This is a genomic window from Streptomyces sp. NPDC060064, from assembly GCF_042736455.1.
Lineage (GTDB): Bacteria > Actinomycetota > Actinomycetes > Streptomycetales > Streptomycetaceae > Streptomyces.
The window spans coordinates 121,049-141,813 of sequence record NZ_JBHWWF010000022.1 but is presented as its reverse complement, the minus strand read 5'-3'; the positions used below and the strand labels follow the sequence as shown (position 1 = coordinate 141,813).

Here is a 20,765-nt window from a genome sequence, read left to right as displayed (position 1 = left end):
TGCCCCGCACATGGCGGGTCCCCCCGTACTTCCCGAGCGAGTCCGCCGGGTGAGGGCGGAGGCCCCCGGGGCCGCGGGGGCTGGGGTACGCGGGGCTGACGCCCCCGCACCCCGAGACGTCGGCTTCGCGGCGCAGCCCGCGGGCCCTGTGGAGTGCCGCGTACAGGCCGCGCCGCCCCGTACTTTCCGAGCGCGGCTCCGCCGGGTGAGGGCGGAGGCCCCCGGGGCCGCGGGGATGGGGATACGCGGGGCTGACGCCCGCGCACCCCAAGACGCCGGCTTCGCGGCGCAGCCCGCAGGTTCTGTGGAGTGCCGCGTACACGGCGCGCGGCCCCGCTCCTCCCGAGCGCGTCGGCTTCGCGGCGCAGCACCCCGAGTCCTCAGGAATGCCGGATACGCGCCGCACGGCCCCCCAAACCCTCCGCGGCGCCCACCTCACCCCGCGTGCCGTCGCGCCCTCAGTGCCAGGCTCAATGCCAGCACCGTTTGAGGGTCGTCCAAGTCCGTGCCCAGGAGTTCCGAGATACGGGCCAGGCGGTTGTACAGCGTCTGGCGGTTCAGATGGAGTTCGCGGGCCGTCTCCGCCTTGCGGCCCGCGTGGGCCAGGTATGTCTCCAGCGTCGGGAGCAGCGGCGGGCGGGACGCCCGGTCGTGGGCGCGCAGGGGGCCGATCGCACGGTCCACGAACGCCGCCAGGTCCGGGTGGTCCCGGAGGCGCCACAGCAGCAGGTCGATGTCCAGGCGGCGTGCGTCGTACCACGGGCGGTCCGAGAGGCCTTGCGCCGCCGTCGCCGTCTCCGCCGCATGGCGCAGCCCCGCCGACACCGCCGCCCAGCCGCCCGCCATGCCCACCACCACGACCGGCGGATGCGCGCCCGCCCGCTCCAGGCCGGCCCGTTCCACACCCGCCCGCAGCGCCGCGGCGACCCGGTCCGCGACCGCCGTGCGTTCCGACTCGGAGCGCAGGCCGAGCAGCAGCGGTACGCGGCCCTCCACCGGGCGTACGCCCAGCAGCACCGGCACCCCTACCGACGCCAGCTCCTCCAGCACCGCGCGTGCCAGCAGCGCCCAGTTCCCCGAGGGGAAGAGCTCCGCGGCGAGGCGCATCACGACCGGCAGCAGCGGGCCCTCGCCCGGTCTGAAGCCCAGCACCTTCGCCTGCGCCGGCGCGTCCTCCGCCGTGATGCGGCCCTCCGCAAGGTCCGTCAGGAAGTCGCCGCGGCCGCGCGCCGCCAGCTCCTCCTCCTGGCGTGCCTGCATGAGTACGACCGCCAGCAGTCCGGCCGCCCGCTCCGCCGCCATCCGGTGCACCGGAAGCATCGGGGAGCCGACGGCCAGCAGTACCAGCCGGGCGCGTACCGAAGCCGCCCCGTGCCCACCGCCCGGTACGTCCACGAGGACCGCGCCGGCGGGAGGGGACTCCCGCGCCGCCCGCTGGCCGCGCAGCCCGTCCCACACCTGGAGCGGATCGGCTCCGGCCTGCCCCGACTCGGACTCGGCCGCGTACAGCAGCTGCCCGTCCGCCGTTTCCAGGAAGACCGGGTTCGCGGTGAAGTCCGCGAGGATACGCAGCACTTGGGGCACTCCGCCGCCGTCGAGGAGCACCTCCGTACACCGCCGGTGCACTTCCTCGGCCTGCCGCAGCAGGGCGTAGTGCCCGTTCACGATCTCGGTGTGGATCTCCTCCGTCACCGAGACGAAGGGGACTTCGCGGTGCAGCTGCACCAGCGGCAGTCCGGCCGCCCGGGCCGTCTCCACGATCGTCGCCGGCAGCCTGCTGAATCGCGGCCCCAGCTCCACCACGAGCGCGGCGATCCCTCGGTCCGCCAGCTGCCTTACGAAGGCGCGCTGCTCGGCCGGCCGGGTGCCGAGGCCCAGGCCCGTGGTGAGCAGCAGCTCACCGCCCTTGAGGAGCGAAGCGATGTTGGGCACCTCACCCGCATGCACCCAGCGCACCGTGCGGTTCAGCCGCTCCGCGCCTGCGACGACCTCCGGAAGCCCGGCGCGCAGCCCGGGCAGTTCGAGCGCCCGCTGCACCGTGATTCCACCTTGGGTCGTCTCCACTGACTCTCGCCTCGCGCTTCCGATCCGTCCGACGGGCGCCGGCCGCCCCGGCTCCGGACGCTACCGGGCCCGTACATGCGTGCGCATCACCCGGTGTGTCCCGACCGGCATCGCCCGCGCGGCAACCCGACAACATGTCGGCCCGCGCGGGCGTTTGCCGGGCGCCTCGTCTCAGAACGCCGGTTTGATGTTGTGGTTGAGCCGGAACACGTTGTTGGGGTCGTACTTCGCCTTGACCGCGGCGAGGCGAAGGTAGTTCTCCTCGCCGAAGCCCTCGAGGACCCGCCCCCGCCCCTCGTTCCCGATGAAGTTCAGATAGACCGAGCCCTGGGACCAGGGCCGAACGGCGGCGCGTACGTCGCGGACCCAGTGAATGCCGCGCTCGTCGTCAGCCGGGTCTTCCCAGATCCCGAAGGGATGGACGGCCCACGGCGCGGTGCGCCAGGGCAGCGGATAGTCGGCCGGATTCCTCGCCACCGCGCCGCCCACCGGGAACAGGACGTGCTGTGTGGCCGTGGGCACGGGCATGGTGTCGGCACGCGAGCAGTAGGCGTCCACGGCCTCGTCCGGGAACCCGCTGAGGTACTCGGCCGACCAGTAGTTACGCATCCCGGGCGGGTCGTCGAGCATGCACTGCAACTCCGCGTACGGCAGCTCCGTGATCACTTCCGCCGCGTGTCCGAGCCCCATCAGCGGCGCGGTCACCTGCCGGGCCTCCGCTTCCGTGCCCGTGTAGGTGACCAGGACCGTGCACACGAGCTTGCCGACCAGTTCCTCGGGGACGAATGGCTCGGGCGGCGCGGTGAGGTAGATGCAGCCACCGCCGACCTCGTCCGGGGCGGACTCCATGAAGTCACGGTAGGCACGCACGACTTCGGGTCCCGCCTCCGGCCGGAACAGCAGCATGACCATCGACATCGCGGGAAGCGCATGCAGTTGCAGGGTGATCGCGGTCGCCACCCCGAAGTTGCCGCCGCCGCCGTGCAGCGCCCAGAACAGCTCCGCGTTCTCGTCCGCACTGGCGTGGACGGTCTCGCCGTCGGCAGTCACCAGCTCGACGGCGATCAGATTGTCACAGGCCAAGCCGTGCTTGCGCTCAAGCCAGCCGGATCCGCCGCCGAGCGTGAAGCCACCCACGCCGGTGGTGGACGCACGGCCGCCGGTGGTCGCCAGAGCGTGCGGCTGCGTGGCCCGGTCGAGATGGCTCATGGTGGCGCCGCCGCCGACGCGCGCCGCCCGGGACACGGGGTCGACGACCACGATGTGCATACGGCGCAGGTCGACCACGATTCCGCCGTCGGTCAGCGACGTGCCCGCCACGCTGTGGCCGCCGCCGCGGACGGCGATCTCCAGCTCGTTGTCCCGGCCGAAGCGGATCGCCCTGGCCACATCCGCTTCCGTCTCGCACTGCGCGACGACGGCGGGTCGCCGGTCGATCATGCTGTTGAAGATGGCGCGAGCCTCGTCGTACCCCGGATCGCCGGGGGCGACTGCTGTGCCGGTCAGTTCTTGGCGGAGACCGGCCAGCGCCGCCTCCGCAATGCCTTGGGGCGCCATAGTGGCCCCCTTCCGAGGGCGCGACAGGACCTTCTCATCGTAGTCCCGATGAGGGAGAGATGATCAGTCGAGCGGTCCTGCCGCGCAGCCTGGCCGCTACCCTCCGTAGGCGCCGGAAGCTGTCAGCCGCAGCGCCGTGTCGATCAGCGGCACATGGCTGAACGCCTGCGGGAAGTTCCCCACCTGGCGCTGCAGCGTCGCATCCCATTCCTCGGCCAGCAGCCCAAGATCGTTGCGCAGGGAGAGCAGCTTCTCGAACAGCCGCCGTGCCTCGTCCACCCGACCGATCATCGCCAGATCGTCCGCGAGCCAGAACGAGCACGCCAGGAACGCGCCCTCGTCGCCCTTGAGGCCGTCGACGCCGGCATTCTCGCCCGCGGTCGGATAGCGCAGTACGAAACCGTCCTCCGTGGCCAGCTCCCGCTGGATCGCCTCGATCGTGCCGATGACGCGCTTGTCGTCCGGCGGCAGAAAGCCCATCTGCGGAATCAGCAGCAGCGAGGCGTCCAGTTCCTTCGAGCCGTACGACTGCGTGAAGGTGTTGCGCTCCTTGTCGTAACCCTTCTCGCAGACATCGCGGTGGATGTCGTCGCGCAGCTCGCGCCACCGCTCGATCGGGCCGTCCGCATCGCCGGACTCGATCAGCTTGATGGTGCGGTCGACCGCGACCCAGGCCATCACTTTCGAGTGCACGAAGTGCCGGCGCGGCCCGCGCACCTCCCAGATGCCCTCGTCCGGCTGGTCCCAGTGCTTCTCCAGGTAGCGGATCAGCTTGAGCTGCAGCAGCGAGGCGTAGTCGTTGCGCGCGAGACCCGTCATATGGGCCAGATGCAGCGCCTCGGTGACCTCGCCGTACACATCCAGCTGCAGCTGGTGCGCGGCGCCGTTCCCGACCCGTACCGGAGTCGAGTCCTCGTAGCCCGGCAGCCAGTCCAACTCGGCCTCGCCCAGCTCCCGTTCGCCCGCGATCCCGTACATGATCTGCAGGTTCTCCGGGTCACCGGCGACCGCGCGCAGCAGCCATTCGCGCCAGGCGCGGGCCTCCTCGCGGTAGCCGGTGCGCAGCAGCGACGACAGGGTGATCGCGGCGTCGCGCAGCCAGGTGTAGCGGTAGTCCCAGTTCCGTTCGCCGCCGATCTCCTCCGGCAGCGAGGTCGTCGGCGCCGCGACGATCCCGCCCGTCGGCGCGTACGTCAGCGCCTTCAGCGTGATCAGCGAGCGGACCACGGCCTCGCGGTAGGGCCCGTTGTACGTGCAGTGCTCGACCCACTCCCGCCAGAAGTCCGAGGTCGCCTCCAGCGAGCCCTCGGGGTCGGGCAGCGAGGGCGGGTGGTGGTGCGAGGGCTGCCAGCTGATGGTGAAGGCGATCCGCTCACCGGGACCCACGGTGAAATCGGAGTACGTGGTCAGGTCCTTGCCGTACGTCTCCGCGGAGGTGTCCAGCCAGACCGAGTCGGGCCCGGCGACGGCGACCGTGCGCCCGTCGACCTTGTGGACCCACGGCACCACACGCCCGTAACTGAAACGCATACGCAGCGCCGAGCGCATCCGCACCCGCCCGCTCACGCCCTCCACGATCCGGATCAGCTGGGGCGCGCCGTCACGAGGCGGCATGAAGTCCGTCACACGGACCGTGCCGCGTGGCGTGTCCCACTCCGATTCGAGGATCAGCGAGTCCCCGCGGTAGCGGCGCCGGGCGGCCGACGGAGGCTGGGCGTCCGCGGCATGCGCCGGGCCGAGCCGCCAGAAACCGTGGTCTTCGGTGCCGAGCAGCCCGGCGAAGATGGCATGCGAGTCGAAGCGGGGTAGGCACAGCCAGTCCACTGTGCCGTCCCGGCAGACCAACGCAGCGGTCTGCATGTCTCCGATGAGTGCGTAATCTTCGATGCGCCCGGCCACGTGCATCTCCAGTCGAACGGCCACGTCCGCCCCTCGGGGCGCTTACTGCGGTCAAGGGTCGTTGACGAGCACGATGTTCCGGGTGACGGACGGGGATGGTGCCGTTTGCCGGCCTGGCTCGGCAGCGAGTGTCCGAGCAGGATACGTCGCACCTTAAGGATCTGCGTACCGCTCCCGGCAACCCGAGTCCGCCGAACGGGTGAGCCAAGGGTGATCCCCGGATGAACGGGGTGCGCATGGGGGAGGGCGCGGCCGGAAGCGGTCACCCGCTGTCGCTGATACCCTGGTACCCCGTGGACCGGTGGCCGCCCTGTGCAAAACAGGGGCCCCGAAACCGCAGCGACGGCACCCCCCGAACCCCTCGAAGGGGCGCCGGTACGCACCTCACCTCGCGACCACGGGAGCCCCCTCTTGGCGATGCCGCCCAAATCCATGACGACCAAGCACATCTTCGTCACCGGGGGTGTCGCCTCCTCCCTCGGCAAGGGCCTCACGGCCTCCAGCCTGGGCGCGCTGCTCAAGGCACGGGGCCTGCGGGTCACCATGCAGAAGCTCGACCCGTACCTGAACGTCGACCCCGGCACGATGAACCCGTTCCAGCACGGTGAGGTGTTCGTCACCAACGACGGCGCCGAGACCGACCTGGACATCGGCCACTACGAGCGCTTCCTCGACGTGGACCTCGACGGCTCGGCCAACGTCACCACCGGCCAGGTCTACTCCACGGTCATCGCCAAGGAGCGCCGCGGCGAGTACCTGGGCGACACCGTGCAGGTCATCCCGCACATCACCAACGAGATCAAGCACCGCATCCGCCGCATGGCCACCGACGACGTCGATGTCGTCATCACCGAGGTCGGCGGCACGGTCGGTGACATCGAGTCGCTGCCGTTCCTGGAGACCGTCCGCCAGGTCCGCCACGAGGTCGGCCGCGACAACGTCTTCGTCGTGCACATCTCCCTGCTGCCGTACATCGGCCCGTCCGGTGAGCTGAAGACCAAGCCGACCCAGCACTCGGTCGCGGCCCTGCGCAACATCGGTATCCAGCCGGACGCGATCGTGCTCCGCGCGGACCGTGAGGTACCGACCGCGATCAAGCGCAAGATCTCGCTGATGTGCGACGTCGACGAGGCCGCCGTCGTGGCCGCGATCGATGCCAAGTCGATCTACGACATCCCGAAGGTGCTGCACACCGAGGGTCTGGACGCGTATGTCGTGCGCAAGCTGGACCTGCCGTTCCGCGATGTCGACTGGACCACGTGGGACGACCTGCTGGACCGGGTCCACAACCCCGACCACGAGGTCACCGTCGCGCTCGTCGGCAAGTACATCGACCTGCCGGACGCGTACCTCTCGGTGACCGAGGCGCTACGCGCCGGTGGCTTCGCCAACAAGGCCCGCGTCAAGGTCAAGTGGGTCGCCTCCGACAACTGCAAGACCCCGGCCGGCGCCGAGAAGGAGCTCGGAGACGTCGACGGGATCCTCATCCCCGGCGGCTTCGGCGACCGAGGTGTCAGCGGCAAGGTCGGCGCGATCCAGTTCGCCCGTGAGAACAAGATCCCGCTGCTCGGTCTCTGCCTCGGCCTGCAGTGCATCGTGATCGAGGCCGCGCGGAACCTCGCCGAGATCCCCGACGCCAACTCCACCGAGTTCGACGCCGCCACTGCCCATCCCGTCATCTCGACGATGGAGGAGCAGCTGGCGTACGTCGAGGGCGCGGGCGACCTCGGCGGGACCATGCGACTCGGCCTCTACCCGGCGAAGCTCGCCGAGGGCTCGATCGTGCGCGAGGTCTATGACAACCAGCCGTACATCGAGGAGCGCCACCGCCACCGCTACGAGGTGAACAACGCCTACCGCGCGGAGCTGGAGAAGAAGGCGGGCATCCTCTTCTCGGGCACGTCTCCCGACAACAAGCTGGTCGAGTACGTCGAGTACCCGCGCGAGACGCACCCCTACCTGGTCGCCACCCAGGCGCACCCGGAGCTGCGTTCCCGCCCGACCCGTCCGCACCCGCTCTTCGCCGGTCTGGTGAAGGCCGCGGTGGAGCGCAAGACGGGCAAGTAGTTCCAAGCGATACGGTTGCCGGGGTACGTGTCCTTCGGGACTCGTACCCCGGTTTCTGCTTGTGGTGTGGAGGACGTACATGGAGCTCAAGGACACCCCCGAGGAATGGCCGGTCACCGCGACCACGACGCCGTTCAGGGGCAACAAGACCAGTGTCCGTACCGACGACGTGGTCATGCCGGACGGCACCGTCGCGCGCCGCGACTACCAGGTGCACCCCGGTTCCGTTGCGGTCCTCGCGCTCGACGACTCCGGCCGCGTCCTCGTACTGCGCCAGTACCGGCACCCCGTGCGCCACAAGCTCTGGGAGATCCCGGCCGGTCTGCTCGATGTGCCGGGCGAGAACCCGCTGCACGCCGCACAGCGCGAGCTGTACGAGGAAGCGCATGTCAAGGCCGAGGACTGGCGGGTGCTGGCCGACGTCTACACCACGCCGGGCGGCTGCGACGAGGCCGTACGGATTTTCCTCGCCCGCGATCTGTCGGAGGCCGAGGGCGAGCGCTTCGAGGTCTCCGAGGAGGAGGCCGACATGGAGCTGGCCCGGGTTCCGCTCGAGGATCTCGTACGCGGTGTGCTCGCCGGAGACCTGCACAACAACTGCCTCGTGGTGGGCGTGCTGTCGCTGACCGCCGTGCTGAACGGCGACGGCGTCGACACGCTGCGGCCGGCCGAGGCGCCGTGGCCGGCGCGCCCGTTCGAGGCCTGAGCGACGCCTGGGGCGCGCCGGAGAAGTCCCGGTCGGACAATCCGCTGATCCGATCGGGCGATGCCCCCGCCGCGCTCTGCCGCGCTCGTTGCAGAGCGTGAACTACGCTCGGATCGCCCGTGCGGAGTCCCTTGCGGGCTTGGCTCGTGCGCGGACTGACGGGAGCGTGGCCCGTGACGGATCAGGCGGTGGACGTGGGCGGCCCGGCCGAGGCGTACCGAAGCCAATTCTTCGGGCGCCAGCGGGAGCTGAAGTCCCTTCGGGCCGATATCGAGCGAGCCGGTCTGGACACCATCTCCGGACGCAAGGCCCCGCGTGCCCGGGTGCTGCTGATCGCCGGGCGCCCCGGCTCCGGGCGTACCGCGCTCGCCGAGGAACTCGCCCGCAGGGTCGCCGCCGACTACCCCGACGGGGTACTCCGGGCCCGGCTGTCCGAGCCCGGCGGGCGGCGGGTCCCGATGGAGCGGGCGGCCCGCGGACTGCTCGACTCCCTCGGTATCGCGTCGCCGCCCGGCGCCGGCGAGGACGAGCTGACCGGGATGGTGCGCGAGGCGCTCACCGAACGCCGGATGCTGTTGCTCCTCGACGACGCGGGGGACGCCGAGCAGGTCGACCCGCTGCTGCCCGACAACCCCGACTGCCTGGCCGTGGCCGTGGCCGAGGGCCCGCTCACCGGTATTCCGGATGTACGGCCGTGCACGCTCGGCGGCATGGACGCCAAGTCCGCGATCGAGCTGCTCGGCACCTTCACCGGATCGGTGCGGATCACCGTGGATCCGCAGGCCGCCGAGTCCATCGCGGAGGAGTGCGGCGGGCTGCCCACCGCGCTGGTCCTGGTCGGCGGCTGGCTCGCTGCCCGGCCGCGGGCGTCGGTCGCCGATGTGGCCAAGCGGCTGCGCGCTCTGCCGGACGACAGCGAGCAGCCCAAGGTCGGCCGTCCGCTGGCCCGTGCCTTCCGGTTGGTGTACGAGTCCCTGCCGCCGTCGGCCGCCGGGATGCTGCGACTGCTGTCCCTCGCGCCCGGCGGGATCGCCGACGCGCACACCGCCTCCGCGCTGGCCGGCTGTTCGTTGCAGACCGCCGAAGCGACCCTCTGCGACCTCGCCGACCTGGGATTTGTGCGCTCGGCCGGCGACCACCACGAGGTGCCGGGCGCTCTCCTGCCGCTGCTGCGCACCCTGCTGCAGACGCACGACCGGCCGGCCGAGGTACAGCTGGCCCGGGCACGGATGCTGGAGCGGACCGTACGGCAGCTGCACTCCTGCCGGGCGATCACCGAGCCCGACGGCTCCCCGGCCCGCATGAAGCTGGCCGGTCTGCCGCGCGCGCTGCGGTTCTCCACCGCGTCGGCCGCCGCCGAGTGGCTGCGGATCAGGCTGCCCGCGCTGCTGGCCTCGGCGCGGCTCGCGGTCGAGGACGGCGAGCTGGACACCCTGGCGCGGCGGCTGGTCGCGGCCCTGGTCCGGGCCCTGGCCGCGCACCGCGGCACCGAGGACGCGGCTGCCGAGCTCTACGGACTGCACCAGCTGGTGCTCGGCGTGGCCGAGCGTCGCGGGCTGCACCGTGAAAGGGCCGCCGCCCTGCTGAATCTTGCCGATCTGGATGCTCAGACCGGTCGTACCGAGGAGGCGCTGGCCCGCTACCGGGCGGCTCTGGACGCCGGACGGGCCGCGAACGATCCGTACGCGACGGGCCGCGCGATGGAATCCGTAGGTGGTGCCTACCAGGAGCTGGGGGACTGGCAGCGGGCCGCGGACTGGTACGGGCGGGCGCTTGCCCAGCGGCAGGCGCGCGGCGAGCGGACCGACGAGGCCCGGCTGTACGGCCGGCTGGGTGCCGTGCACACCTATGCGGGGCGGTACGGCGAGGCGCTGCGCAACTGGCGCGCGGCGGTGGCCGGCTACCGCAGGCTCGGCGATCTCCCGTCCCGGGCGCGAGCGTTGAGCGAGGTGGCACGCGTACAGGAGTACGCGGGCAGGCCCGAGGAGTGCTTGCGCACCTGCCAGGAGGCGGTGGAGTGGGCGCGGCAGACCGGGGACGCACGGCTGCAGGCAGCTCTGCAGCTCAGGCTGGCCGACACCCTCGACCGGCTCGGCGACCCGACAGCCGCGAGGCTGCACCGCGCCATGGCGGAGAAGCTGCTGGGAACAGAGGGTACCGACGATTCTGCCTACGAAATCCGTAGCACTTCGGCCAAAGATTAATGCTTTGTAAGGCTAGACAGCGCGAAGTCCTTCATTAGACTGGCTCTGCCACATGTTCTCGTGGTGTCTTCCGGTGCGCCATGCGTATCCGGGTATGTATGGCATTGCACCCTTATACCCCTGAGCCAAGGACCGTGATCGACGTGAAGGTCGGCATCCCCCGCGAGGTCAAGAACAACGAGTTCCGGGTGGCGATCACCCCTGCCGGTGTGCACGAGCTCGTGCGCAACGGCCACCAGGTCTTCATCGAGCAGAACGCCGGTCTCGGCTCCTCGATCACGGATGACGAGTTCGTCGCCGCCGGCGGGCGGATCCTGCCCACCGCCGACGAGGTCTGGGCCACCGCCGACCTGCTGCTGAAGGTCAAGGAGCCCATCGCCGAGGAGTACCACCGCCTCCGCAAGGACCAGACCCTCTTCACCTACCTGCACCTCGCCGCATCCCGCGAGTGCACGGACGCGCTGCTCGAGTCCGGCACCACCGCCATCGCGTACGAGACCGTGGAGACCGCCACCCGCGCGCTGCCGCTGCTCGCCCCGATGTCCGAGGTCGCGGGCCGGCTGGCCCCGCAGGTCGGCGCGTACCACCTGATGCGCTCGGTCGGCGGCCGCGGTGTGCTGCCGGGCGGCGTCCCGGGCACGGCGGCCGGCGAGGCTGTCGTCATCGGCGGTGGCGTCTCCGGCTGGAACGCCACGCAGATCGCCGTCGGCATGGGCTTCCACGTCACCCTGCTCGACCGTGACATCAACAAGCTGCGCGAGGCCGACAAGGTCTTCGGCACCAAGGTGAAGACGATCGTCTCCAACGCCTTCGAGCTGGAGAAGGCCGTCGTCGAGGCGGACCTCGTCATCGGCGCCGTTCTCATCCCGGGCGCCAAGGCTCCGAAGCTGGTCACCAACGAGCTCGTCGCCAAGATGAAGCCCGGAAGTGTACTTGTCGACATTGCAATCGACCAGGGCGGCTGCTTCGAGGACTCGCGTCCGACCACTCACGCCGAGCCGACCTTCATGGTCCACAACTCGGTCTTCTACTGCGTCGCCAACATGCCCGGCGCGGTGCCCAACACCTCCACCTACGCGCTCACCAACGCGACGCTGCCGTACATCGTGGAGCTCGCGAACCGCGGCTGGGTCGAGGCGCTGCGCCGCGACCCGGCGCTCGCCAAGGGTCTCAACACCCATGACGGCCAGGTCGTTTACGGCCCGGTCGCCGAGGCCCACGGCCTGGAGAGCACCGAACTGAGCACGTTGCTCGGCTGACGCGTCAACGCGCCTCGTCAATATCGCGCCCGCGGCCGGACCTTGCCGAGCAAGGTCCGGCCGGATGCGTATCCGCCCGCTTTGCGAGGCTCGCTCAACTCGCCTCGAACGTAACCCTTTAACCGTTTCGCACACCCTCGAAACGTCCGGGCCAGGTCACGCCAAGAGTCCTGAGCACCCTTGACAGAAGGGTGTTCGGTTGCCGACACATCGAGCCGGGTCCGGCGGATTGTGTTGCTGCGGACCGGTGACACGCCATAGAGTCGCCAACCGTCGGCATGGTGCCACGCTGACCTATCGATAAGTTTCCTGGTCACGTCCAAGGAGGTAAGACGACTTGTGAATGAGTCGACATTTACTCCCGGGGGTGGTCAACCGGGAAGGCCTGCGCGGGGCCAGGTCCCGTCAAGGGAACAGCCCGGGCTCGAGGCTGTCGGCTCCGTCGCTGTCCGAACCTTCGCGACACAACAGCACACGACGCACACGACGACAGCCCACACGATGAAGATGATGGACGGCCAACACGTGAACGCCATGGCCGGCAACGAGAGTGGCCGAGAGTCCACCCACTTCGCCGCCTACGAGGAAGTCCCCGAAGGGCACTTCTACGACCCCGATGCCGAGTACGAGCCCGACCCCGAGTATGCGGCCACCCTCGCCCCTGACGCCGCGCGTCAGCGCCGCGAGCGGATCGGCCCCACCGGGCGGCCCCTGCCGTACTTCCCGATCCCGGGCCCGCTGACCGATCACGGTCCCGCGAAGATCATCGCGATGTGCAACCAGAAGGGCGGCGTCGGCAAGACGACGTCGACCATCAACCTGGGCGCCGCGCTCGCGGAGTACGGACGGCGTGTGCTGCTCGTCGACTTCGACCCGCAGGGAGCCCTGTCGGTCGGTCTCGGCGTCAACCCGATGGAGCTCGATCTCACCGTCTACAACCTGCTCATGGAGCGGGGCATGTCGGCGGACGAGGTGCTGCTCAAGACCGCCGTGCCCAACATGGATCTGCTGCCGAGCAATATCGATCTCTCGGCCGCGGAAGTGCAGTTGGTGAGCGAGGTCGCGCGCGAGTCCACGCTGCAGCGTGCGCTGAAGCCGCTGCTGTCCGACTACGACTACATCGTGATCGACTGTCAGCCCTCGCTGGGCCTGCTCACGGTGAACGCGCTGACCGCGGCGCACAAGGTGATCGTGCCGCTCGAGTGCGAGTTCTTCGCGCTGCGCGGTGTGGCGCTGCTGACCGAGACGATCGAGAAGGTCCAGGAGCGGCTCAACCCGGACCTGGAGCTCGACGGAATCCTCGCCACGATGTACGACTCCCGTACGGTGCACAGCCGTGAGGTGCTGGCGCGGGTGGTCGAGGCCTTCGACGATCACGTCTACCACACGGTGATCGGCCGGACGGTGCGCTTCCCGGAGACCACGGTCGCCGGTGAGCCCATCACCACGTACGCATCGAACTCCGTCGGCGCCGCCGCGTACCGTCAGCTCGCCAGGGAGGTGCTCGCCCGGTGTCACGCCGAGTGAGTCTGCCCGGGGCCGACGAACTGTTCCGTACGACCGGGGGCATGGGACTTCAGTCGTCGTCCCCGCGGCGGCAGACGAACGGCGAGGCGAGGGTGCCGGCGCCGGCGGGTGAGAGCGATCCGGTCGGGGAGGGGGCGGCTGAGGCGTCGTCCTCCGCGTCCTCGTCCTCCGCGGCTGCCTCTGCCTCTTCCTCGGAGGAGCACTCCGCGGCGGACGCGGACGGCCACGCGGAAGGACGCAGCCGGGGCGCGGAGGCCGACCGGGCCGCGTCGGCCGGCGGTGCCAAGGGGCGCCGCCCGCAGGACGCTGCCGCGTCCGGAGCCGCCGCCGTGTCGCCGACCGGACAGACGCGCCGCCGGCAGCGTGGCGCGAACCGTCGGCCCAGTGGCCGTGAACGGCACGACGAGAAGATCACGGTCTACGTCTCGGCCGAGGAACTGATGGACCTCGAGCACGCGCGGCTGGTGCTGCGCGGTGAGCACGGGCTGGCCGTCGACCGCGGACGGATCGTCCGCGAAGCGGTGGCGGTGGTGCTGGCGGATCTCGAGCAGCGCGGCGACGCGAGCATTCTCGTGCGACGTCTGCGCGGCCGCTGACGGTAGCCTGCGCGCTGCCCTGCCTGCTCCTTTTGCCCCTGGACCGCGATGCCGCCGACCGACGACTCCACCCGCCCGCCCCGCCGCTCGCTGGGCCGCGGCCCCGGCACGGACCGCGGCGGGTCGCCTCCGCCTGCCCTACCGGCCCCCGAGCCGGGGGACGAGCGGCTGGAGCGGGGCGGTGCGGACGGGGAACCGGCAGTGGTGGCGCCGGGGGAGATTTCCCCCACCCCGCCCCTTCCCGCTGCCTCGACAGGCGGCTCCGCCGCGGGTGCGGACGAGGCCCCGGGACCTGGTCGCCCGCTGCGCGGTGACAATGACGCGCCGGAGGGCCCTGCGGGCGCGCCCGTGGAGGCGGAGCCGGAGCTGCCCGCTCGGGCGGAGGCCACCGCGGTGGTGAGCGGGCCAGAGCCTGCCGCGCCGGAGGCCGGGGTGGCTGCGGGCGGGGGCGAGGCGCTGGGCCCCGGCCGCCTGTTTCACGGCGACGACGGTGGTTCCGGCGGGCCGGAGGCGGTGTTTGTGCCCGGGATGGTTGCGGAGCCGGGCGGGGGCGAGGCGCTGGGCCCCGACCGCCTGTTTCACGGCGACGACGGTGGTCCCGCCGGGACCGCGGTGGCGGAGCCGCCCGGTTCCTCCGTGGCGGCCGAGGCCGAGCCCGCCGCGCCGGCGGCCCCCGCGCCCGCGGTTCCGGCAACCCCGCCCGTGGAGCCCGCGGCCGCGCCTCAGACCCCCGACGACGGGCGGTTCAAAGTACGGCTCGCCAACTTCGAAGGGCCCTTCGACCTTCTCCTGCAGCTCATTTCCAAGCACAAGCTCGATGTGACCGAGGTCGCCCTCTCCAAGGTCACCGATGAGTTCATGGTGCATATCCGGGCCATGGGGCCCGACTGGGATCTCGATCAGACCACCGAGTTCCTCGTCGTCGCCGCCACGCTGCTCGATCTCAAGGCCGCGCGGCTGCTCCCCGCCGCCGAGGTGGAGGACGAGGCCGACCTCGCGTTGCTCGAGGCGCGCGATCTGCTCTTCGCGCGGCTGCTGCAGTACCGCGCGTACAAGCAGATCGCCGAGATCTTCAGCGCGCGGCTGGATGCGGAGGGCAAGCGGTACCCGAGGACCGTCGGGCTCGAGGACCACCACGCCGAGCTGCTGCCCGAGGTCGTCATCAGCATCGGCGCCGAAGGCTTCGCCAGGCTCGCGGTGAAGGCGATGCAGCCCCGGCCCAAGCCGCAGGTGTACATCGACCACATCCACGCGCCCCTCGTGTCCGTGCGCGAACAGGCCGAAGTGGTCGTCGCGCGGCTGCGGGAGGCCGGGGAGGTCAGCTTCCGGGAGCTTGCCGCAGACGCACCCGACACCCTCACCGTCGTCGCCCGCTTCCTCGCGCTGCTGGAGCTCTACCGCGAGAAGGCCGTCATCCTGGACCAGGAACACGCCCTCGGCGAGCTGATGGTGCGCTGGACCGGCGGCGAGGGCGCGGAGCAGCCCCTGGTCACCGATGAATTCGATCAAGAGGTTCGCGAGAACCAGGAGCAGGAGGGGAACGCGTGAGTGATCTCAAGCCCGCGCTCGAAGCCGTTCTCATGGTCGTCGACGAGCCGGCCACCGAGGAGCACCTCGCCAAGGTGCTGGAGCAGCCGCGCAGGGCGGTCGCCGACGCGCTGCGGGAACTCGCGGACGAGTACACCGTCCAGGGCCGCGGCTTCGAGCTGCGGCTCGTCGCGGGCGGCTGGCGGTTCTACACGCGGGCGGAGTACGCCGACGCCGTCGAGCGCTTCGTTCTCGACGGGCAGCAGGCGCGGCTCACCCAGGCCGCCCTGGAGACCCTCGCGGTCGTCGCGTACCGGCAGCCGGTCAGCCGATCACGCGTCTCCGCCGTACGCGGAGTGAACTGCGACGGCGTCATGCGCACCCTCCTCCAGCGCGGTCTGGTGCAGGAGGCGGGCGCGGAACCTGAAACAGGTGCGATCCTGTACACGACGACGAACTACTTTCTGGAGCGGATGGGCCTGCGAGGCCTGGACGAGCTCCCGGAGCTCGCGCCCTTCCTCCCCGAGGCGGAAGCGATCGAGGCCGAGACGCAAGAGGGTGTGCCGTCGTTCGATCCGGACGCACCGGACACCGACGCAGACGACAAGACGGAATTTTGATGCGAAGCAGCGGCAGGAACAGCGGAAGCGGCAACCGGGACTCCCGGGGCGCCGGCGGGAACCGGGACTCCCGGGGCGCCGGCGGCAGGGGGCGCGACGACAAGGGGCGCGACGACAAGCAGGAGCAGCGCCCCCGCCGCCCCCGGCCCGAGGAGCGCCGCTACGACGTCGGCGGCAGCCAGGGTTCCGAGGGCGGCAAGTCGGGCGGCCGCGGCGCGTCCGCCCGCGGCGGCGCCAAGGGCGGCCCGAAGACCCCGCAGGGCGGCGGCAGGGCCGGTGCCCCGCGTCGCGGCCCGCACGGCCAGCGCGAATCCCGTCCCCGTGAGCTGGACGCCAAGATCGAGCAGCGCAACCGCGACCGGTACGCCGACAAGCCGCAGGTCAAGACGCCCAAGACGTTCCCCGGGGCCGAGCAGGAGGGCGAGCGCCTGCAGAAGATCCTCGCCCGGGCCGGTATGGGTTCGCGCCGCGCGTGTGAGGAACTGATCGAGCAGGCCCGTGTCGAGGTCAACGGCGAGATCGTCCTTGAGCAGGGCAGGCGCGTCGACCCGCAGAAGGACGAGATCAAGGTGGACGGCCTGACGGTCGCCACGCAGTCGTACCTCTTCTTCGCTCTCAACAAGCCCGCCGGTGTCGTCTCCTCCATGGAGGACCCGGACGGTCGGCAGTGCCTGGGCGACTACGTCACCAACCGCGAGACCCGGCTCTTCCACGTCGGACGTCTCGACACGGAGACGGAGGGCATCATCCTGCTCACCAACCACGGTGAGCTCGCGCACCGCCTGACCCACCCCAAGTACGGCGTGAAGAAGACCTACCTCGCCGCGATCCAGGGACCGCTCCCGCGTGACCTGGGCAAGCGGCTCAAGGACGGCATTCAGCTGGAGGACGGCTACGCCCGCGCCGACCACTTCCGCGTCGTCGAGAACACCGGCAAGAACTACCTGGTGGAGGTCACCCTCCACGAGGGCCGGAAGCACATCGTCCGTCGCATGCTCGCCGAGGCCGGCTTCCCGGTCGACAAGCTCGTGCGGGTCAGCTTCGGCCCGATCGCCCTCGGCGACCAGAAGTCCGGCTGGCTGCGCCGGATGACCAACACCGAGGTCGGCATGCTGATGAAGGAAGTCGGCCTGTAGAGACCCCCGTTCACTGGGCGAAGCCCGCGGTCACCTCTGACCGCGGGCTTCTCGCATCTTGTGTGAACGGCCTTGTGGGACGGCCGGTTCACCTTTATAGTCAACGTGACTATTAAGGAGGCGGGTGTGAGTCTCGCGGACATCCTCGACCCCCTGCAGCAGCCGCTGTTCACCGTTCTCGACACCCCGGTGAGCTGGACCGAGGTCCTCGGCTTCGGCAGTGGTGCGCTCTGCGTCTGGCTCGTCGCCCGCCAGCACATCGCCAACTGGCCGATCGGCATCGCCAACAACCTCTTCTTCATCCTTCTCTTCACTCAGGCCCGCCTGTACGCCGACGCAGGCCTGCAAGTCGTCTTCATCACCCTCGCTGTGTACGGCTGGTGGACCTGGACCCACGGGGGTGGACCAGGTCCCGACGGACTACCGGTGCGGCGCACCACGCGCACCGAGTGGACCTGGCTGCTCGCGGCGGGGGTGGTGGGGACTTTCGGGCTCACGCTCCTCCTCGACCGCGCCACCGACTCGAACGTCCCGTTCTGGGACGCGCTCACCACCGCCCTGTCCCTGATGGCGACGTACGGGCAGTGCCGAAAGCGCCTCGAGTCCTGGTGGCTGTGGATCGCGGCCGACGTGGTCTACGTCCCGCTCTACGCGTACAAGGAGCTCTACCTCACCGCCCTGCTGTATGTCGGCTTCATGACGCTGTGCGTCATCGGACTGCGCAGCTGGTCGCGCGATCTGGCCGCGAAACAACGGGAGTTGGCGGAGGCGACCGCATGAAGACCTACCGGCACGGCCTGGTGCTCGGGAAGTTCTATCCGCCGCACGCCGGACACCACCATCTCGTACGGACCGCGGCCGACCGCTGCGAGCGGCTGACCGTCCTGGTCTGCGCCGCCTCGGTGGAGTCGATTCCGCTCGCCGACCGGGTGCGCTGGATGCGCGAGGTGCACCCGGACGTACGGGTCGTGGGCGCCGTCGACGACATCCACGTCGACCTGAACGACCCCGGCATCTGGGAGGCGCACATGGCCGTCTTCCGCGCCGCCGTCCCCGAGCCGGTCGACGCCGTCTTCACCTCGGAGCCGTACGGCCAGGAGCTCGGGCGGCGCTTCGGCGCCGAGTCCGTGTGCGTCGACCCCGACCGCACCGTCTTCCCGGTCTCCGGCACGGCCGTCCGCAAGGACCCCGTCGGCTGCTGGGACTTCCTGGAACCGCCCGTGCGCGCGGCGCTCGCCCGGCGAGTGGTCGTGCTCGGCGCCGAGTCCACGGGCACCACGACGATGGCGTGGGCGCTCGCCGAGCACTACCGGCACCGCGGCGGCGTCTGGACGCAGACCCGCTATGTGCCGGAGTACGGACGGGAGTTCAGCGAGCACAAGCTCGCCGAGCTGCGCACCGGGCGGCCGGCTGCGGGCTGGGAGGAGGTCGAGTTCACCTCGGAGGAGTTCCCGCTGATCGCCCGGCGGCAGACGGAACTGGAGGACGAGGCGGCCCGAGCAGGATCGCCGGTGCTGTTCTGCGACACCGACGCCTTCGCCACCACGATCTGGCACGAGCGCTATATGGGCGGGCCGAACGAGGAGGTGGCGCGGATCGCCGCGCGCGGACAGCAGCATCTGTGGCTGCTCACCGACCACCGTGGCGTCGGCTTCGAGGACGACGGCCTGCGCGACGGAGAGCATCTGCGGCCCTGGATGACCGCCCGCTTCGCCGCACAACTGGCCCGCACCGGACGCCGGACCGTCGCGCTGACCGGCCCGCACGAGCAGCGGCTCGCCACCGCCGTCGCCGCTGTGGACGCGCTCCTCGACGAGGGCTGGGACCTCGCCGACCCCCTCCCGGAGAAACGATGATGAAGGGCTACGACGCGGGCGCCTTCCCGCCTTTCGCGGTCACCGTCGACCTCGCCGTTTTCACCGTCCGCGAGGGCCGGCTGCATGTCCTGCTCGTCGAGCGCGGCGAGGACCCGTACAAGGGCGCCTGGGCCCTGCCCGGCGGCTTCGTACGGCCCAAGGAGTCCGCCGGTCTCGCCGCGCGACGTGAACTCGCCGAGGAGACCAGCCTGTCCCAGGACACCGTCGCCGGCCTCCACCTGGAGCAGCTGCGGACCTACAGCGATCCTGACCGCGATCCCCGGATGCGCGTCGTCTCCGTCGCGTACACCGCGCTTGTACCGGATCTGCCGGAGCCACGCGGCGGCGGCGACGCGGCTCGCGCTCAGTGGACGCCCCTCGACTCCGTCCGCCGGCTCGCCTTCGACCACGACCTGATCCTCGCCGACGCGCACCACCGGATCGGCTCCAAGCTCGAGTACACCTGCCTCGCCACCACCTTCTGCCCGGCCGAGTTCACTCTCGGGGAGCTCCAGCAGGTCTACGAGACCGTCTGGGGCGTCGAACTCGACCGGCCCAACTTCCGGCGCAAGGTCCTCACCACGCCCGGCTTCGTCGAGGCAGTCGAGGGTCCGCCACGCCGTACCGGCGGCCGCGGGAAACCGGCCGCGCTGTACCGGGCGGGTGCCGCCTCCGCCCTGCATCCTCCACTCCTGCGACCGGAAGGACGGCACGCATGACCACCATGAAGACCACGAGGACCATCACCAAACAGGCGGCCACCGGCTCGTTGATCGGGCTCGCGCTCGGGGACGCTCTCGGCTTCCCGACCGAGTTCAACGATGTGCCGCAGATCCTCACGAAATTCGGGCCGTGGCGCGGGATGAACCTCCCCAAGCCCGCGATCGTCACGGACGACACCCAGATGACGCTCGCCCTGGCGCGCGGCATACGCACCGCGATGGACCGCGGGCTGCTCGTCGCCTCCGGGCTGACCCGGCCGGTGCGCGAGGAGTTCGTCGACTGGTACCACTCCCCGGAGAACAACCGCGCCCCCGGTCGCACCTGCCTGGTCGCCTGCCAGAAGCTTGACAGCGACCTGCCCTGGCAGGAGGCCAGCCAGATCGGCTCCAAGGGCTGCGGCGCCAATATGCGGGTGGCGCCGGTCGGACTCGTACCGGGGCTGAGCGAGGAACAGCGGGCGGGCGCCGCGCAGTTGCAGGCAGCGCTCACCCATGGCCACCCCACCGCGCTGGCGGCGAGCGACCTCACTGCCCGCGCCGTGTTCCTGCTGGCGCAGGGCGCGGAGCCGATGGGGCTGGTCGAGCAGCTGCGCTCGTACGCGTACGAGAACCGCAGCCGCTACTACCACCACTGGCTGGGCAATCTGTGGACCTACTCGCACGACCCGACGCCCGAGGCGTTCATCGCACGCGGCTGGGACGAGTGCCTGCAGGTCCTGGAACGGCTCGCCACCGCGCTGCGCGACCCGCAGCCGGAGGTCGACCCCTGCCTGGCGACGGGCGACGGCTGGATCGCCGAGGAGGCGCTCGCCACCGCCCTGCTCTGCTTCCTGATGTTCCCCGAGGAGCCGGTGACGGTTCTGCGCAGGGCCGCCTGCACCCGAGGCGACTCGGACTCGATCGCCTGCCTCGCCGGCGCGTTCGCCGGGGCGCATCTGGGAGCCGGCGCCTGGCCCAAGGAGTGGTCCGAGCGGATCGAGTACCGCAGCGATCTGATGTCGCTGGCAGCCCTCTGGGACGCTTGA

General features: G+C 70.8%; 16 protein-coding genes. 13 read left to right on the top strand and 3 right to left on the bottom strand.

The annotated features are described in order from the left end of the window. Nucleotides 1-435: 435 nt before the first annotated feature. The 3 genes from ACFWDI_RS25440 to ACFWDI_RS25430 form a co-directional block, all read right to left on the bottom strand. Nucleotides 436-2,064, bottom strand: coding sequence for a PucR family transcriptional regulator (locus ACFWDI_RS25440; RefSeq protein WP_385307094.1), 1,629 nt, complete (start codon nt 2,062-2,064; stop codon nt 436-438). A gap of 171 nt (nt 2,065-2,235) precedes the next feature. Next, entirely contained in the window at nt 2,236-3,621 is a 1,386-nt protein-coding gene (locus tag ACFWDI_RS25435; protein ID WP_385307093.1) for an FAD-binding oxidoreductase, read from the bottom strand. Between the two features lie 96 nt (nt 3,622-3,717). After that, nucleotides 3,718-5,520: a glycoside hydrolase family 15 protein gene (locus ACFWDI_RS25430; protein ID WP_385307119.1), complete on the bottom strand. Its 1,803-nt coding sequence runs from the start codon at nt 5,518-5,520 to the stop codon at nt 3,718-3,720. Nucleotides 5,521-5,937: 417 nt separating this feature from the next. On the opposite strand from ACFWDI_RS25430, the gene ACFWDI_RS25425 reads away from it, so the two are divergent. The 13 genes from ACFWDI_RS25425 to ACFWDI_RS25365 all read left to right on the top strand — a co-directional run bounded on the left by ACFWDI_RS25425 (nt 5,938) and on the right by ACFWDI_RS25365 (nt 20,765). Beyond that, on the top strand, nt 5,938-7,587 hold the full coding sequence (locus tag ACFWDI_RS25425) for a CTP synthase (protein WP_385307092.1): 1,650 nt from the start codon (nt 5,938-5,940) through the stop codon (nt 7,585-7,587). Between the two features lie 79 nt (nt 7,588-7,666). Next, complete coding sequence (locus ACFWDI_RS25420) at nt 7,667-8,293, top strand: NUDIX hydrolase (protein WP_362689525.1); 627 nt, start codon at nt 7,667-7,669, stop codon at nt 8,291-8,293. 173 nt (nt 8,294-8,466) lie between these two features. Then, entirely contained in the window at nt 8,467-10,497 is a 2,031-nt protein-coding gene (locus ACFWDI_RS25415) for a tetratricopeptide repeat protein (RefSeq protein ID WP_385307091.1), read from the top strand. Nucleotides 10,498-10,640: 143 nt separating this feature from the next. Further along, nucleotides 10,641-11,756, top strand: coding sequence for an alanine dehydrogenase (gene ald, locus ACFWDI_RS25410; RefSeq protein WP_385307117.1), 1,116 nt, complete (start codon nt 10,641-10,643; stop codon nt 11,754-11,756). Nucleotides 11,757-12,095: 339 nt separating this feature from the next. Beyond that, nucleotides 12,096-13,283, top strand: coding sequence for a ParA family protein (locus tag ACFWDI_RS25405; RefSeq protein WP_385307090.1), 1,188 nt, complete (start codon nt 12,096-12,098; stop codon nt 13,281-13,283). After that, nucleotides 13,280-13,879, top strand: coding sequence for a hypothetical protein (locus ACFWDI_RS25400; protein WP_385307115.1), 600 nt, complete (start codon nt 13,280-13,282; stop codon nt 13,877-13,879). Before ACFWDI_RS25405 ends, ACFWDI_RS25400 begins: the two co-directional genes overlap by 4 nt. 48 nt (nt 13,880-13,927) lie before the next feature. Next, a complete protein-coding gene (locus ACFWDI_RS25395; protein WP_385307089.1) occupies nt 13,928-15,427 on the top strand; it encodes a segregation and condensation protein A in 1,500 nt (499 codons plus the stop codon). A gap of 32 nt (nt 15,428-15,459) precedes the next feature. After that, nucleotides 15,460-16,026: an SMC-Scp complex subunit ScpB gene (scpB, locus tag ACFWDI_RS25390; RefSeq protein ID WP_327328257.1), complete on the top strand. Its 567-nt coding sequence runs from the start codon at nt 15,460-15,462 to the stop codon at nt 16,024-16,026. Then, nucleotides 16,026-17,162: a pseudouridine synthase gene (locus tag ACFWDI_RS25385; protein ID WP_385307087.1), complete on the top strand. Its 1,137-nt coding sequence runs from the start codon at nt 16,026-16,028 to the stop codon at nt 17,160-17,162. The genes scpB and ACFWDI_RS25385 overlap by 1 nt, the downstream gene beginning before the upstream one ends. A 126-nt stretch (nt 17,163-17,288) precedes the next feature. Then, on the top strand, nt 17,289-17,942 hold the full coding sequence (gene pnuC / locus ACFWDI_RS25380) for a nicotinamide riboside transporter PnuC (protein WP_385307086.1): 654 nt from the start codon (nt 17,289-17,291) through the stop codon (nt 17,940-17,942). Then, nucleotides 17,939-19,018, top strand: coding sequence for an AAA family ATPase (locus ACFWDI_RS25375; RefSeq protein ID WP_385307084.1), 1,080 nt, complete (start codon nt 17,939-17,941; stop codon nt 19,016-19,018). The genes pnuC and ACFWDI_RS25375 overlap by 4 nt, the downstream gene beginning before the upstream one ends. Continuing rightward, nucleotides 19,015-19,737: an NUDIX domain-containing protein gene (locus ACFWDI_RS25370; RefSeq protein WP_385307082.1), complete on the top strand. Its 723-nt coding sequence runs from the start codon at nt 19,015-19,017 to the stop codon at nt 19,735-19,737. Before ACFWDI_RS25375 ends, ACFWDI_RS25370 begins: the two co-directional genes overlap by 4 nt. Before the next feature lie 5 nt (nt 19,738-19,742). Next, on the top strand, nt 19,743-20,765 hold the full coding sequence (locus ACFWDI_RS25365; RefSeq protein ID WP_385307114.1) for an ADP-ribosylglycohydrolase family protein: 1,023 nt from the start codon (nt 19,743-19,745) through the stop codon (nt 20,763-20,765).

Excerpts from the sequence above, each read along its gene's own strand:
- ACFWDI_RS25395 (WP_385307089.1), top strand. The coding sequence starts at position 13,928 with ATGCCGCCGACCGACGACTCCACCCGCCCGCCCCGCCGCTCGCTGGGC.
- ACFWDI_RS25385 (WP_385307087.1), top strand. The coding sequence starts at position 16,026 with ATGCGAAGCAGCGGCAGGAACAGCGGAAGCGGCAACCGGGACTCCCGG.
- ACFWDI_RS25375 (WP_385307084.1), top strand. The coding sequence starts at position 17,939 with ATGAAGACCTACCGGCACGGCCTGGTGCTCGGGAAGTTCTATCCGCCG.
- ACFWDI_RS25425 (WP_385307092.1), top strand. The coding sequence starts at position 5,938 with ATGCCGCCCAAATCCATGACGACCAAGCACATCTTCGTCACCGGGGGT.
- ACFWDI_RS25370 (WP_385307082.1), top strand. The coding sequence starts at position 19,015 with ATGATGAAGGGCTACGACGCGGGCGCCTTCCCGCCTTTCGCGGTCACC.
- ACFWDI_RS25420 (WP_362689525.1), top strand. The coding sequence starts at position 7,667 with ATGGAGCTCAAGGACACCCCCGAGGAATGGCCGGTCACCGCGACCACG.
- scpB (WP_327328257.1), top strand. The coding sequence starts at position 15,460 with ATGGTCGTCGACGAGCCGGCCACCGAGGAGCACCTCGCCAAGGTGCTG.
- ACFWDI_RS25435 (WP_385307093.1), bottom strand. The coding sequence starts at position 3,621 with ATGGCGCCCCAAGGCATTGCGGAGGCGGCGCTGGCCGGTCTCCGCCAA.
- ACFWDI_RS25365 (WP_385307114.1), top strand. The coding sequence starts at position 19,743 with ATGAAGACCACGAGGACCATCACCAAACAGGCGGCCACCGGCTCGTTG.